12 protein-coding genes are annotated in these 14,942 nt (G+C 38.5%); 7 read left to right on the top strand and 5 right to left on the bottom strand.

Annotated features, from left to right (window positions below; genetic code table 11):
* Positions 1–8 precede the first annotated feature (8 nt).
* Together can and H5090_RS18065 are read left to right on the top strand one after the other, a co-directional pair.
* Positions 9–671: a carbonate dehydratase gene (gene can, locus H5090_RS18070; protein ID WP_002959903.1), complete on the top strand. Its 663-nt coding sequence runs from the start codon at positions 9–11 to the stop codon at positions 669–671.
* Positions 672–675: 4 nt separating this feature from the next.
* Positions 676–1,320, top strand: a complete 645-nt coding sequence (locus H5090_RS18065; RefSeq protein WP_182696387.1) for an NAD(P)H-binding protein — start codon at positions 676–678, stop codon at positions 1,318–1,320.
* Between the two features lie 217 nt (positions 1,321–1,537).
* Here H5090_RS18065 and H5090_RS18060 read toward each other — a convergent pair whose 3' ends face one another.
* Entirely contained in the window at positions 1,538–1,801 is a 264-nt protein-coding gene (locus H5090_RS18060; protein ID WP_002959905.1) for a ubiquinone biosynthesis accessory factor UbiK, read from the bottom strand.
* Between the two features lie 161 nt (positions 1,802–1,962).
* Here H5090_RS18060 and rep point away from each other — a divergent pair, with 161 nt between their 5' ends.
* The gene (gene rep, locus H5090_RS18055; protein ID WP_182696386.1) at positions 1,963–3,981 is read left to right on the top strand and encodes a DNA helicase Rep; all 2,019 of its coding nucleotides are present in this window, start codon (positions 1,963–1,965) and stop codon (positions 3,979–3,981) included.
* A gap of 15 nt (positions 3,982–3,996) precedes the next feature.
* Here the strand turns inward: rep and H5090_RS18050 are convergent, their stop codons facing one another.
* The 3 genes from H5090_RS18050 to elbB form a co-directional block, all read right to left on the bottom strand.
* Entirely contained in the window at positions 3,997–6,561 is a 2,565-nt protein-coding gene (locus H5090_RS18050; protein WP_182696385.1) for a diguanylate cyclase domain-containing protein, read from the bottom strand.
* A gap of 162 nt (positions 6,562–6,723) precedes the next feature.
* A complete protein-coding gene (locus H5090_RS18045) occupies positions 6,724–7,119 on the bottom strand; it encodes a cytochrome c5 family protein (RefSeq protein ID WP_002959908.1) in 396 nt (131 codons plus the stop codon).
* 233 nt (positions 7,120–7,352) lie between these two features.
* Entirely contained in the window at positions 7,353–8,000 is a 648-nt protein-coding gene (elbB, locus tag H5090_RS18040; protein ID WP_182696384.1) for an isoprenoid biosynthesis glyoxalase ElbB, read from the bottom strand.
* Between the two features lie 524 nt (positions 8,001–8,524).
* On the opposite strand from elbB, the gene polA reads away from it, so the two are divergent.
* From polA to H5090_RS18025, 3 genes are all read left to right on the top strand, one after another.
* A complete protein-coding gene (gene polA / locus H5090_RS18035; protein WP_138488411.1) occupies positions 8,525–11,260 on the top strand; it encodes a DNA polymerase I in 2,736 nt (911 codons plus the stop codon).
* Positions 11,261–11,749: 489 nt separating this feature from the next.
* Positions 11,750–12,337 carry a YceI family protein gene (locus tag H5090_RS18030; RefSeq protein ID WP_182694000.1) on the top strand — a complete coding sequence of 196 codons (588 nt, stop codon included), beginning with the start codon at positions 11,750–11,752 and terminating at the stop codon, positions 12,335–12,337.
* The gene (locus H5090_RS18025; RefSeq protein ID WP_182696383.1) at positions 12,334–12,852 is read left to right on the top strand and encodes a DUF1285 domain-containing protein; all 519 of its coding nucleotides are present in this window, start codon (positions 12,334–12,336) and stop codon (positions 12,850–12,852) included. The genes H5090_RS18030 and H5090_RS18025 overlap by 4 nt, the downstream gene beginning before the upstream one ends.
* A gap of 9 nt (positions 12,853–12,861) precedes the next feature.
* On the opposite strand, the gene yihA is transcribed toward H5090_RS18025, so the two are convergent.
* Positions 12,862–13,530: a ribosome biogenesis GTP-binding protein YihA/YsxC gene (gene yihA / locus H5090_RS18020; RefSeq protein WP_002959920.1), complete on the bottom strand. Its 669-nt coding sequence runs from the start codon at positions 13,528–13,530 to the stop codon at positions 12,862–12,864.
* 281 nt (positions 13,531–13,811) lie between these two features.
* Between yihA and H5090_RS18015 the strand changes: the two genes are divergently transcribed.
* Positions 13,812–14,444 carry a cytochrome c gene (locus H5090_RS18015; RefSeq protein WP_182682808.1) on the top strand — a complete coding sequence of 211 codons (633 nt, stop codon included), beginning with the start codon at positions 13,812–13,814 and terminating at the stop codon, positions 14,442–14,444.
* The last annotated feature ends 498 nt before the right edge of the window (positions 14,445–14,942 follow it).

The following is a 14,942-nucleotide window of genomic DNA, read 5'->3' as shown; positions in this document are numbered from 1 at the left end:
GAGATGCAATGAGAAAGTTAAAAAATTTATTCGATAACAACAAACGTTGGGCTGCTCGTACAAGTGAAGCAGACCCTGAGTTTTTTAAAATTTTATCTATGCAACAAAATCCAGAGTATTTATGGATTGGTTGTTCAGACTCTCGTGTACCTGCAAATCAAATAGTTGATTTATTACCAGGCGAATTATTTGTACATCGTAACGTTGCTAACGTGGTTGTACACACTGACCATAACTGCTTATCGGTTATGCAGTACGCTGTAGAGGTTTTAAAAGTAAAACATATAATGGTAGTAGGTCACTATGGTTGTGGTGGCGTACAAGCCGTTTTAAACAATGCTAAATTTGGCTTTATTGATAATTGGCTACGCCATGTAGGAGATGTAAAAGAAAAGCATCTTGAACAACTCGACGCAATGCCAGAAAGCGAACGCTTAAGCCGCCTTATTGAGCTAAATGTAATTGAGCAAGTACGTAATGTGTGTCGTACTAACATTGTGCAAGATGCCTGGGAGCGAGGCCAAGAACTAAGCGTTCATGGTTGGGTTTATGGTTTAGAAAACGGCCATCTTCATGATTTAGAATCTGTAGTAACGTGCGCGAGTGAAGAAACGCAAAGCTACAAAAAAGCAGTGCAACACGTATTTAAAAAAGTGGGTGAAAATAAATAAATCCATGACTAAAACGGCGGTGTTAATAGGTGCTACAGGCTTGGTCGGTAATGAGTTGCTCCATAAGTTACTTAATAGCGATCGTTATACAAAAGTAGTTACGTTAAGCCGTCGAGCTCTGCCTGTCACACATGCAAAGCTAGTTAATCACGTTATTGATTTTGAAGAATTAACTCAATATGTTGAGCTTTTTAAAGGTGATGTATTGTTTTCGTGTTTGGGCACAACCCGTAAACGAGCGGGCTCGATACACGCTCAGCGTAAAGTTGATTTTGATTATCAGTTTATAGCGGCGCAGTTAGCGGCATGTAATGGCGTTACGCATTATTGCTTAGTGTCATCAAGCGGGGCGAATACGCACAGTAATAGTGCTTATTTGAAAATGAAGGGAGAGCTTGAGCAACATATTAAAGCACTCCCTTTTGATAAAATAAGTATTTTACAACCATCTTTATTATTAGGCGATCGTGAGCAATTTAGAGTGGCAGAAAAGATAGGCAGTATTATTTTTCCTGTTATTACGCGATTTGCGTTTTTAAAGCGTTACAAACCAATAACTGGCGAACAAGTTGCGCAAAAAATGCTGAGTGTGAGTTTAGCTCAGCGGGCTAAGTTGTCTTATTATGTACTTGATGAGCTATTTGAATAAACTGAGTAAAACGCAAAAGACAGCCTAAGCTGCCTTTTTTGTACATTAAATTAATACCAATTTTATTAAAAAAATTATCATTCTAGTGTATTAGATAACTCACGAACTACGTTAAAAATTATTTATATAGAACAACTATGTACCATAATTTTAGCCTTGTTATTGAGCTATTTTCTTATCGCTGTAATAGAACACTAATTTAATGCAATTGGTATAATTATTCAGCGTCAGTTTTAGCGCTAAGTTGTTGCTCAAGCAATGAAACTTTAGCTTCAAGTTCGGTTAACTTTTCGCGAGTACGAATAAGTACTTGGCTTTGCACATCAAATTCTTCACGGCTCACAAAGTCCATCTCAGCAAGCTTGTTTTGTAGAACTTGCTTTGTTTTACCTTCGAGTGTGTCTGCTAGGTTTTTTACACCTTGTGGCATATTGCTAGTAATTTGCTTAGCAATTTCTTCAAGTTTTGCTGGGTTGATCATATTTGTCCCTTCGGCATTGCCTAAATGATAATAACTAATATTACCTTATACCCACGGTATTTAACACATGATCATCTTTACCTTAATTAATTAAGGCAATTGCTATGCTCGCTGTAATGGTTACGTTAAAATTGCACGTCTTTTAAATTTCTTTGGTCGTTATGAAACTCAATCCTAAACAAGATGAAGCCGTAAAATATATTAGTGGTCCCTGCTTAGTACTCGCGGGCGCAGGCTCTGGTAAAACCCGTGTTATTACGAATAAAATCGCTTATTTAGTGAAAAAATGTGAGTACAAAGCGCGAAATATAGCCGCTGTTACTTTTACCAATAAAGCAGCCAAAGAAATGCGTGAGCGAGTACTGCAAACGCTCGGTAAGCAAGACTCTAAAGGTTTATGGGTATCAACGTTTCATACACTCGGTTTAGAAATAATAAAAAAAGAGTTGAGTACATTAGGGTTTAAACCCGGCTTTTCGCTATTTGATGATCAAGATACCAATCAGCTTCTTAGTGAGCTTACCGAAGACGAGCTAAAAAAAGACAAGGACTTACTCAAACTACTTAAAATGGAAATTGGTAGTTGGAAAAACGAATTAGTACTGCCAGAGCAAGCAATACGCGAAGCGCGTGATGCGCAAAAAGCATTGTTCGCGCAGTTATATGGGCGCTATCAAAACCAGCTGCGTGCTTATAATGCACTGGATTTTGATGATTTAATTATGATCCCTACTTTGTTACTTACTAATAACGCCACATCTCGTGAGCGCTGGCAGCAACGCTTTAAATACTTGCTGGTGGATGAGTATCAAGATACCAATACAAGCCAATATCAACTTGTTAAATTGCTAGTAGGCGAGCGTGCCCGTTTTACTGTGGTAGGTGATGACGATCAATCAATTTACTCATGGCGTGGTGCTCGCCCGCAAAACTTAGTGTTATTAGGTAAAGACTACCCAGGGCTTAGACTTATAAAGCTTGAACAAAACTATCGAAGTGCAGGGCGAATACTAAAAGCAGCTAACATTTTAATTGCCAATAACCCACATGACATAGAGAAAAAGTTATTTAGTGAACTAGGTTATGGAGAGCCGATTAAAGTAATAGGGTGCCGCGATGAAGAGCATGAATCTGAGCGTGTGGTTGCTGAAATAATTTCACATAAGTTTATGAAGCGAACCAGCTATAAAGATTACGCGATTTTATATCGTGGTAATCATCAAGCACGTGGCTTTGAAAAATCACTAATGAGTAACCGTATCCCTTATAAAATTAGTGGCGGTATGTCGTTTTTCGCTCGCTCAGAAATTAAAGATATTATGGCGTATTTACGTTTGCTAGTTAATCAAGATGATGACAATGCATTTTTACGTATCGTAAATACACCGCGACGCGAAATAGGCACGGTTACCCTTGAAAAGCTTGGTACGCTTGCTAATGAAAAGCACGCGAGCTTGTTTGCTACCTGTTTTGATAACGATTTAGGCTACAGACTAAAAGGGCGTGGCTTTAATGCGCTTGCTGGATTTGCACGCTGGGTTGTTGAGCTATCTGATAACGCAGTACGCGGTGATACGCTCGAAGCTGTTAAAGACTTAGTGCGTAATATTAATTACGAGGCATATTTGTACGAGTCGTCACCGAGTGCAAAAGCGGCTGAAATGCGTATGAAAAACGTATCAGAGCTGTATCGTTGGATAACAGATATGTTGACCGGTGATGCCGACAACGAACCAATGACATTAGCCGAGGTTGTTAGCAAGCTAACCCTTCGCGATATGCTTGAGCGTAACGAAGAAGAAGATGAAACCGATGCAGTGCACTTATCAACACTACATGCATCAAAGGGCTTAGAGTACCCGTACGTATTTATGGTGGGTATGGAAGAGGGTTTACTTCCGCATCAGGTAAGTATTGATGAGGACAACGTAGATGAAGAACGTCGCTTAGCTTATGTTGGTATTACTCGTGCTCAGCAGGAGTTAACACTTACTTATGCAAAGATACGTCGTCAATTTGGTGAAACCTCACAAACTGAATTAAGCCGATTTGTACAAGAGTTACCGCAGGACGATCTTGCGTTCGAAAACAAAAAAGCGCCAAATACCCAAGCAGAGCGCATGGAAAAAGGCCAAGCAAGAGTCGCTAACTTACGAGCGATGTTTAAAAAGCCTGAGTAATACCTCAGGCTAACTTTATAAAGACTGGGTTGCTTGCACTTCAGGTAACTCAGAGCATACTAAAGCGTGTTGTTTACCTACAAAAAATGCCAAACCGTGTTTATCTAATAAAGCTCTGAAATTAAGTATTGATGGGCCTTTAGCAATGACCTTCATTGCTTTGAGCTTTGTAATTGCAAGCACGCCCTGTAGCTGAAAATCGTAACTTTCTTGTTGTAAAACACGTTTACTAAAGGTCGAGCTAAGTAGTAAATAATCAAAATTAATATCGGTTAGTAAATTAAGTTCGCACCTGTCTTTAGCAAAATTGTTTAAACCAATTGAATAACCAAGTTGTGATAGCGTTTTGAGGTTTTTTATTTGCGTTGCACATGCGTGGCGAATTTCTTGCTCATCAAATAATAAACAGAGTTGGCTTTGTCCTTGTTGTTTATTTAGCGTATCTGTAAATAAAACAAATTCGTGTTCCTCAAGTAGCAAACCAGAGCAAGGAACCAATGCCATAGCTACATTTGCAGTAATTGCTTGTGCATAGGCGCGTTGTAATAGTTGTAACTCTACTTGCAGATGCTGCTCTTTATCTGATGCAAACTTTTTCAAAATATCAAAGCTAGTAAAGCCAAGTATTGGGTGTTCACCAAATGCTTCAAATAAAGATTCAGACTGTTGTTGCTCATCAAGCGTAATTATTTCTGAGCTTCTAAAACTCATAGGTAATATATCAAGGTGATGTTGTGCTTTTAGAGTCTGCGCAGGTATTGATTGCGTTAATAGCGGATGAAATAACTCGTAACGATTTTTTCCTGAGTTTTTGGCGTGATACATGGCGGCATCGGCATCACGAATAATTTCATCTGTATGCGTATAGCTTTTCTTTGAGTAGGTTATCCCTATACTTGCGCCACTTTGTAAAGACTCACCTTTGAGATAAAAGGGTTTTTTCATTAAATCTATAATACGATTTGCAACATCTTCTGCTTGTTGAGGCTCAGTTAAATGGGTTAATAAAATAACAAATTCATCCCCGCCTAAACGTGCTAGTAAATCATGCTCGCGTATACATTGGGCAAATAACTCACTTACGTTAATTAAAAATTGATCGCCTGCATGGTGGCCAAGCTGATCGTTAATATCTTTAAATTTATCTAAATCGATAAACAAAACAGCAAAGTGGTGCTCAGGAAAACGTTGATAATGTTGTAGCGTTTTTTCGAGCTGAGTTAAAAATAGACTACGATTAGGCAAGCTCGTAAGTGAATCGTGATGTGCATCATGATAAAGCTGCTGCTCTATTTTTTTTCGCTCATCTATTTGCATTTGTAAGTGCAGATTAGTTTGACGCAATTCTTTGGTTTTTTCGTTTACTCTAAATTCGAGTTCTTGATGGCTTTTTGCAATTGCTTGATTGACGAGCTTTGTTTGTAAAACAGCTGCAATTTGATGCGATACAAAGGTAATTAACTCGCAATCATCTCGGCTGAAAATATGTTTGTTATCGTAGGCTTGGCAAACAATAAGGCCGATAACACCTTGAGCTGTTTTAAGTGGAGCGCCTAACCAGCTAGTGGCCATTTGCTCTTTTGGTACAGGTGCTGAACGTTGTACCACACCGCTTACTATTAATTCTTTTGCTCTACATGGGTGTATTAGTTGTGTTTCTTCGGTGCTTATTACCAGTTCGCTATAACCTTTAGCAAAGCGTCTTGGCTGTGTATTTTCTTTAAATTCATCTACGCAATAAGGAAAACTAATCCACCCTGTTTCTTTATCATAAAGCGCAATATATAAGTTTTCTGCGTAGGTAATTGTTTTTATTATTTCGTGTATCTTAAAATAAGCGTCATCAAGGTTTTTAGCTTGTGTTGCTATCTCAGATATTTTAAATAGAATTTGTTGGCGTTGAAGTGCGCGTTTACGCTGCTCTATTTCAAGGTTTAGTGCATCGTTACTTTGAGTGAGTGCGCGGGTGCGAATTTTAACTTCTGACTCAAGAAGCTCTCGTTTTTTTACACGCTCTATTGCTGTTGCCAAATAAAGCGACATAAACTCAAGTAATTGTATTTGCTGTGAGCTATAGCCTTGTTTTGTATCGTAACTTTGCGCTGCTAATACACCGATAATATTATGTTCTTGGTAAACAGGTACGCCTACCCAATGTTCGGCAGGAGTGCCTAATGCTTTAAATAAACCTTCTGCTGCAGCATCTTGCATTTGCTGCTTGGTAAAACATGTGGTTTTACCCTGTTTAAATACATAACCCGTGGCGCCTTCATCAAAGCTATTTGATTGGTTAAGGGCGACGGCAATACCATCTTTTTCATCTGAAAAGTAAGAAAGCTCTAGTGATTGGCTGTATTGATTTAGCAGCACCACATAAAAACTTTTACTAGGTACGTACTTTTGTAAAATGTCATGGATGGCGGGGTATAGCAGGGTTAGCTCGGCCACAGTACTTGCCTGCTCTGATAATTGGATCAGGGCATTTTGTAAGTGATGTGATTGTTTGTATTTTTCGAGAAGCGCTCTAAGGCGTTTATTTTGATACGCCAATTTACTCGATACTGATAGTTTATCTTCCAATGATCTAACCGGCTATTTTTATTGTATAGTTATTAGCCTTATACTTTCACTTTTAGTGCTTATCGTCAAGTTGATATTCCTACTAAAGCAGTAGCTAGATACACTATTTTAGGCATTAAAAAAGGCTTACAGAAGTAAACCTTTTTTATATTTCAATCGAGCTTATTTAGATGTCATAAAGTCGATAGCAGCGCTAATCTCATCATCAGAACAATCCATACACGTGCCTTTTGGAGGCATAGCATTAAAGCCATTTAGCGCATGCTCAAGTAAAGTATCTTTACCTTTAGCAATACGTGGAGCCCAATCGTCAGCCGATTTAGGCGCGCCTAGTGCACCAGTGCCGTGACATGCAAAACATGCACCTTGATATACTTGCTCACCAGAACGAGGACCTGTAGGCGCCGCTGCAACTGCAGCTTTATCGCCTTCAAGGTATACAGCACCAACCGGCGCGAGACGTGCTTTAATTGCATCTTCAGTCATAGAGTTATCATATGGCTGTGCGTATGCAGTGGTTGCTAGCAATAATAATGCTGCAGCTGTTAATTTTTTCATTTTGCCTTGCTCACTTCGATTTGAACGTGATCAATCACGATTAAAGATGACGGAAATTAAACCGATTATAACTCTCTGAGCCAATTTATAAAATGCTAAGAGCCGTTTTTATTAATAAAACTGACTACTTTTTGCGTTAACGCAATAAAATTTAATTATTTACTGTTTTTTGTTAAGCAATTTAATAAGCGTAATCAGTCATACAATTAACTTTTTAGATCCTAAGATCAAAATCAATTTATTGATAATACGCTACTAACTAGTTTTGCGATCCCTGCGTCGGCTTCAAGAATCGATTCTGCCAACATGTAAGCAGGGGTGGTAACTAACTTATTTGGTTCATCGATAACTACACCGTCAACCGCACAATCTATATGTTTAGCGCCTAATGTGCTTAGCGCTTGTGCTGTCTCTACATCGTTACCAATAGTAAGTGCGGCGTTATCGTAAATAAATGGGATCAATGCGGGTGCAATACACATATAACCTGCAGGCTTATTCGCTTTTGCAAATGATTTACAAGCATTAAGGACGTCCTGATTGATATTTGCTTTTGCGCCTTTAATTGCAAAATCGCATAAGTTTTTTGCAGCACCGAAACCGCCAGGTACAATTAATGCGTCAAACTGAGTCACGTCTAGTTCAATCAGTGATTTAATGTCACCTCGTGCAATGCGAGCAGCTTCTGTTAATACATTGCGTTTATCAGGCATTACTTCACCTGTTAAATGGTTAATGGTATGAAGTTGTTCAATATCTGGTGCAAAACACTGATACGTTGCGCCATTTTTGGCTATATGTAATAAAGTTAAAATTGCTTCATTAATTTCACTACCATCGTACACACCAGACCCTGCTAATATTACTGCTACGTTTTTCATGCTTTTGCGCCCCTAAAGTCTTTTTTATAAGTCGATCGGATGGAGTTTAACATGCTCAAAATTTCTCGCGAAAATAAATTTTTAGTACAAAAATCATTCGCAGTGCAAGTCGTTTTGCGGTTTATGCCATTTGCGATCACTTTGCCTTTAAAAAAATTATAAAGGATCGCTATGATCTTCGATCCATTGTGCTAGAATACTCCTCCGGTTATTTAAATGGACGCGAATAATCAAAGTGAATAACAACAGAAGCAGTCGTTAGAAAACCTTTTTCCACATTGGTTTAAAATAATAAAAAAAGAACATCGTATTATCTTTTTTAAATTAAAACATACAGTTAAAGTATTTTCTAGGCATTTTATAATGCTTTGGAAGAATAGCTCGTGGCTGTTATCTACACACTTATCCACAGCTTGCTCTAGTTTTAATAACACGATAAACAGTAATTCACAGTCGTTTTATTTACTACCTTATGGCATGCTTATAATTACCTTAATTTTTTGCATTTAGGATCCAAATTCACCATGGCTCAGATCCCCGAAAACCCACTTATTTTAGTTGATGGCTCGTCATATTTATTTCGTGCTTATCATTCTCCGCCGCATTTAACTAATTCTAAAGGTGAGGCTACGGGCGCTATTTATGGCGTGATCAACATGCTTAAAAGCTTGATCAGACAATATGATCCCTCACACATGGTGGTTATATTTGATGCTAAAGGCAAAACGTTCCGTAACGATATGTATAGCGAATATAAGGCAAATCGCCCGCCGATGCCGGATGACTTACGTACGCAAATAGCACCAATACATAGCATTATCAAAGCGATGGGTTTTCCGCTAATTAGTATCGAAGGCGTTGAAGCTGATGATGTTATTGGCACATTTGCACGCATTGCAACTGAGCAAAAACGGCATGTCCTTGTCTCCACTGGTGATAAAGATATGGCGCAACTTGTAAATGAACACGTTACATTAATAAACACGATGACCGACAGTATTTCAGATCCTGTCACCGTAGTTGAAAAGTTTGGTGTAGGCCCCGAACTTATTATCGATTACTTGGCACTAATGGGCGATAAGGTCGATAATATCCCAGGTGTTGAAGGCTGTGGTCCAAAAACGGCCGTTAAGTGGTTAGAGAAATATGGCTCGTTGCAAGGTGTAATGGATCACGCAAGTGAGATTAAGGGTAAAATAGGTGAAAAGTTAGCTGCAGCTCTCGATCATCTGCCTTTAAGCTACGAGCTTGCAACAATTAAGTGCGATGTTGAAGTTGAATCAGATCTTGATACGTTCAAACTACAAGAGCCAAATAAAGACGAATTAATTGCACTATATGGTGAGTGCGAATTTCGTCGTTGGTTAGCTGAGTTACTAGATAATCCCAAAGATGCAGAAACACATCTAGCTGTACCTACCGAAGCCACTGAATTACCAAAAGTAGAAGATGCTCATTACGAAACTATTTTAACGCAAGCGCAATTTGATACGTTAATAGAGCAATTAAATAGTGCCGAGTTATTTGCATTTGATACAGAAACTACCAGCCTTGATTACATGAAAGCGCAATTAGTGGGTATGAGTTTTGCCGTAAAAGCGGGTGAAGCTGTGTATTTACCTCTAGCGCATGACTACCCGGGTGCGCCTGAGCAATTAAGTCTGGAATTTGTAATGCAAAAGCTAGGTCCAATTTTGGCCGATGAAAACAAAGCTAAAGTAGGGCAAAACCTTAAATACGACAAAAGTGTATTAGCGAATGCAGGTTTTGCGCTAAATGGTATTAAGTTTGACACCATGCTTGAGTCATACGTATTTAATAGTGTGGGTACACGCCACGATATGGACTCGCTAGCACTTAAATATCTAGGTCATAAAAATATTAGCTTTGAAGATATTGCTGGCAAAGGTAAAAAGCAACTTACCTTTAACCAAATTGAACTTGAAAAAGCTGCGCCTTACGCTGCAGAAGATGCCGATATTACTTTACGCCTACATGAAGTGCTTTGGCCAAAAATAGCGGCTGATGAAAAGCTAAAATCTGTATTCGAAGATATAGAAATGCCACTTGTTAGTGTGATTTCTGATATTGAACGAACCGGTGTTGCAATTGATAGCAATATGCTTGCAGCACATAGCCAACGATTAGGCGAGCGTTTAATTGAGCTTGAAAAAGAAGCATTTGAAATAGCAGGCGAACCATTTAATTTAAGCTCTCCTAAGCAACTACAAGTATTGTTGTTTGAAAAGCTTGGCCTGCCTATTATCAAAAAAACACCTAAAGGTGCACCTTCTACCGCAGAAGAAGTATTGCAAGAGCTTGCTCATGATTATCCACTACCTAAAGTAATTATAGAGCATCGTGGTTTATCAAAGCTTAAATCGACTTATACTGATAAATTACCATTAATGGTGAATGAGAAAACCCAGCGTGTACATACGTCATATCATCAGGCAATTACAGCAACGGGGCGCTTGAGTTCAACCGATCCTAATTTACAAAATATTCCTATTCGTTCAGAAGAAGGGCGTCGAATTCGTGAAGCGTTTATAGCTGCAGATGGTTACAAAATTGTCGCTGCCGATTACAGCCAAATTGAGCTGCGTATTATGGCGCACCTTTCACAAGACAAAGGTCTATTAAATGCATTTGCTAACGGCTTAGATGTACACAGTGCAACTGCCGCTGAAGTATTTGGTGTAGAGCTTGATGATGTAACTACCGATATGCGCCGCAAGGCGAAAGCAGTAAACTTTGGCTTAATTTACGGTATGTCTGCATTTGGTTTAGCACGTCAACTAGATGTGCCGCGCCACGAAGCGCAGCATTACATAGATAAATACTTTGAGCGTTTTCCTGGTGTATTAGAGTACATGGAAACAACACGCGAAAAAGCAGCTGAAAATGGCTACGTTGAAACAATATTTGGTCGCCGCCTACATTTACCAGAAATAAACGCACGTAATGGCGCGCGCAGAAAAGGAGCCGAACGTGCTGCTATAAACGCACCAATGCAAGGTACTGCTGCTGATATTATTAAAAAAGCAATGCTGAGCGTTAACCGCTGGGTACACGAACAGGCGCCAAATACGATTAAGCTACTAATGCAAGTACACGATGAATTGGTATTTGAAATTAAAACAGACTGCGCACCTGAATACACAAAACATATTTGTGAGCTGATGTCGCAAGCTGCAGCGCTTGATGTGCCGCTTATTGTTGAAGCCGACGAAGGTGACAACTGGGAACAAGCCCATTAATGCAATTTGAGCATTTTAATTAAAGCGCCTTTTAGCGCTTTTTTTATGTTTAATAAAAATGAGAATAACAGCTATTTAATTAGCTATATGCAAGCTTTAGTTAAAATAAGGTTAATTTAAGCAACTATTTGTATTAAATAGTTATATGTTCGTCAATTCGAGCTGTTTTACAGGAATATGATTGTATTTTAATGCGTGCTTTTGTTAAAGTCCCGCCTGTCCTATCCTGTAGGACATCCTGTTGATGATGCATCTGAAAGGGTGCAACAAATTGATAGCTTCTCCCCAGTTTGCTATACCGGCCTACCAACTTGTTTGGTGGGCCGTTTTTTGTTTTACGCCTAAAAATCCTATCTAATTAATTCTTTTTTGCGCTATACCAATTGTATTGTGCATTCGTCACTTCGAGGTGGTTTGGGTACATCGCAGGTGATACCATCGAAGTGCTATCATTTTTATTCTTTTCATTTTATTACTAAGGAGTGCGTTATGTTTAAAGCATTAGCTATTGCAGGTTTTTCTTTATCAAGTTTAGTTATTTCTAATGTTGCTCAGGCTAATTGGCAGCTAGTGAATGATAAAAGCCAACTAAGCTTTGTTTCAATTAAAAAAGATTCGATTGCTGAAGCTCACCATTTTACTAACCTTGAAGGTATGCTTTCTGATAAAGGTGAGTTTAGCGTTAATGTTGATTTAACATCAGCCGAAACTCTAATCCCTATTCGTAATGAGCGTTTAGCTACATTTTTATTCGAAGCGGCTAAATTCCCCAATGCTGTTTTAACTGCAAATTTAACTAAAGAGCTAAGTAATATCAAAAAGCCTGGTCAATATGTATTGAAGGGTATTACAGCTGAGCTTGATTTTCATGGTAATAAAAAACCATTGGCAATTGATGTACTCGTTAACAGCACGCAAAGTGGTGATTTAACGGTATCATCATTAACACCTATTATTATTAATAGTGATGATTTTGGTGTAACCGAAGGCGTTAAAAAGCTGCAAGAGTTAGCGGGCTTGCCTTCAATTGCAACAGCTGTGCCTGTTACATTTGCAATAACACTTAAAAAACAGTGATTTCTTTAAGTGAGCTTAGCAAGCGATTAAGCGAGCCAAGCAAACCTTTTGATAGTTGGCAGCCTAACCATTGTGGGGAGCTGCCAATTGTTATTAATAATGAAGGGAAATGGTTTTACGATGGCAGCGAAATAACACGCCCAGCCATGGTGAAGCTGTTTGCTTCTGTATTGTGTAAAGAAGGTGAGCAATTTTATTTAAAAACCCCTGTCGAAAAAATAACAATAACGGTTGAAGATGCGCCGTTTATTATTGTTGATTGGCGCTTTGAAAATACAGCGCAAGGGCAAGTGTTGTGTTGTATTGATAATTTAGCTAGGCAGTGGTTAGTGAGCGCTCAGCAGCCCTTGCATATAAAAGACTACAATGGTTCAAAGGTGCCTTATTTAAAGCTACCGTATGGTTGTAGTGCGCGAGTTTCACGCAGTGTATTTTATCAGTGGGCTGAAAAAGCCGAGTCTGATAAGCTCGGCTATTTTATTAAATCTGCAGGAAAGCAGTTTTATTTATCGTAACGCCAGCGTTTAAGCCTCTGGGTTTGTTTCGTCTGTGATTGTTTCATCGCTAGGTGGTACAGCAATAACAGGACCTAAAAACCATTCATCTAGCTTTTTAGCTACTTCTGGTAAACCGGTGCCCTTTAATGATGAAAACGCATGAACTGTAATATCCCCATCAAGCGTGCTTAATTCACGGCGAACTTGCAGTACTTGTGATTTACGAGGGCCTTGCTTTAGTTTGTCGGCTTTAGTTAATAGTGCCAATACTGGAATCTCACTACCAATTGCCCAGTTAATTAAATCACGGTCTAAATCTTTTAATGGATGACGAATATCCATTAAAATAACAATACCTTTTAAGCTTTGACGCTTTTGCAGATATTCACCTAACGACTTTTGCCATTTCTTTTTCATTTCGATTGGTACTTTAGCAAAGCCATAGCCTGGTAAATCGATAAGGCGCATATCGTCAACATCCGCTAAATCGAATGTATTGATTAGCTGAGTACGTCCAGGTGTTTTACTTGTACGTGCTAGCTTCTGATCGGTTAATGCATTTAATGCACTCGACTTACCTGCATTGGAGCGACCGGCAAACGCAACTTCAATTCCCGTATCAGCAGGTAATTTAGTAATGTCGGGAGCGCTTGTTACGAAAGACGCAGTATTATATTTGATACGAGATTTGAGCACAGGCTCTCCTAAAACTTAAAAAAATAACATTGAGTAAACCAAATTCACTCAGGGCGCGTATTTTATACTATAAAGGATGTATTAAAAAGCGTATTTAACCACCTAAAAACAGCACCTATGGTACATTTAAAACATGTTAAAGCTTAATCTAAGTCAAAACCCTGTAAATTATAAGCTTAATATGTGTAGAAAACGTGCCAGAGAATTTATTATCGTGTAGAATATATGTATTACAACATCACGATTGTAGATGATACAGGGTCGGAAACAGAGAATTCACCATGAAAAAAATAGCACTATCTTTAACAATATTGCTTGGTGCGTTGTCAGCAAGCAACGCAACAGCATTTGATGGCGATGTAAACGCAGGTAAAGAAAAATCAGCAACGTGTGCGGCTTGTCACGGCCCAGACGGTAATGCGCCGGTTAATATTTACCCTAAAATTGCAGGTCAACATCCAGATTATATCCTTAAGCAACTTCAGGATTTAAAATTAGGTATGACGTCAGGCGGCAAAGAAGGGCGTATGGATCCAGTAATGAGCGCTATGGCTATGCCACTTAGCGAGCAAGACATGAAAGATCTAGCTGCTTATTTTTCTTCAATCAACATGACTGAAGGTGCTACACCTAAAGATGTTGTTGAAGTTGGCGAAATGCTCTTTAAAGCAGGCGATGCGGAGCGTGGGATTCCATCATGTGCAGCATGTCATGGTCCACGTGGTAACGGTTCATCACTTGCTAAGTTTCCAAAAATTTCTTTTCAGCATCCTGGATATATCAAGTCTCAACTTGAAAAATTCCGTGATGGAACTCGTCACAATGACTTAAATGGCATGATGGGCGATATAGCGAAGAAATTAACAGATAAAGATATTGAAGTACTTTCTCAGTACTTAGGTGGTTTACACTAAAGTCGTATTTATTTAGCAATTAATAATAAATACACTACAATGTTTTACAAAAAGCAGCCCAAGCTGCTTTTTTTGTGTGCAAAATTAACGATATCACCCGTTTAAATGTAAGACATTGACCATGCGTTAGTGTGAGAAAAGTCTTCTTTTTATTTCTTATTCATCATTAACCTATTGTATTTTATTGTTTATTTTGTTTTAAAATGTAATAAGTATAATAAAAGTTATATAAACCAGTTGTAACAAAATCATTAACGAGTAAATTAACCACTGTCGCAAAAGAACAATAACAAAACGGAAACAAGCTATAAGGAAAGTGGCGCGGCATGACTACATAGCACAAGATTGGTGCTACTAAAGGAAATAATAAAAAAGTGTCACGATGACCGAAAATAATAAAATACTCATGGAAGTTTAATAACAAAAACAAAATGGAATGTAACAAGGAACGTAAAAATAATAACAATACGGACTGATAATAATAAAAATAATAAAGAC

Origin of the sequence: Pseudoalteromonas sp. SR43-5 (assembly GCF_014163835.1) — a bacterium.
In the GTDB taxonomy this organism is placed as follows: Bacteria; Pseudomonadota; Gammaproteobacteria; order Enterobacterales; family Alteromonadaceae; genus Pseudoalteromonas; species Pseudoalteromonas distincta.
This window is presented reverse-complemented; position numbering and strand designations above follow the sequence as displayed.

Coding starts and splice junctions, on each gene's coding strand:
- H5090_RS18065 (WP_182696387.1), top strand. CDS start 676: ATGACTAAAACGGCGGTGTTAATAGGTGCTACAGGCTTGGTCGGTAAT.
- polA (WP_138488411.1), top strand. CDS start 8,525: ATGGCTCAGATCCCCGAAAACCCACTTATTTTAGTTGATGGCTCGTCA.
- H5090_RS18030 (WP_182694000.1), top strand. CDS start 11,750: ATGTTTAAAGCATTAGCTATTGCAGGTTTTTCTTTATCAAGTTTAGTT.
- rep (WP_182696386.1), top strand. CDS start 1,963: ATGAAACTCAATCCTAAACAAGATGAAGCCGTAAAATATATTAGTGGT.
- H5090_RS18015 (WP_182682808.1), top strand. CDS start 13,812: ATGAAAAAAATAGCACTATCTTTAACAATATTGCTTGGTGCGTTGTCA.
- can (WP_002959903.1), top strand. CDS start 9: ATGAGAAAGTTAAAAAATTTATTCGATAACAACAAACGTTGGGCTGCT.
- elbB (WP_182696384.1), bottom strand. CDS start 8,000: ATGAAAAACGTAGCAGTAATATTAGCAGGGTCTGGTGTGTACGATGGT.
- H5090_RS18060 (WP_002959905.1), bottom strand. CDS start 1,801: ATGATCAACCCAGCAAAACTTGAAGAAATTGCTAAGCAAATTACTAGC.
- H5090_RS18045 (WP_002959908.1), bottom strand. CDS start 7,119: ATGAAAAAATTAACAGCTGCAGCATTATTATTGCTAGCAACCACTGCA.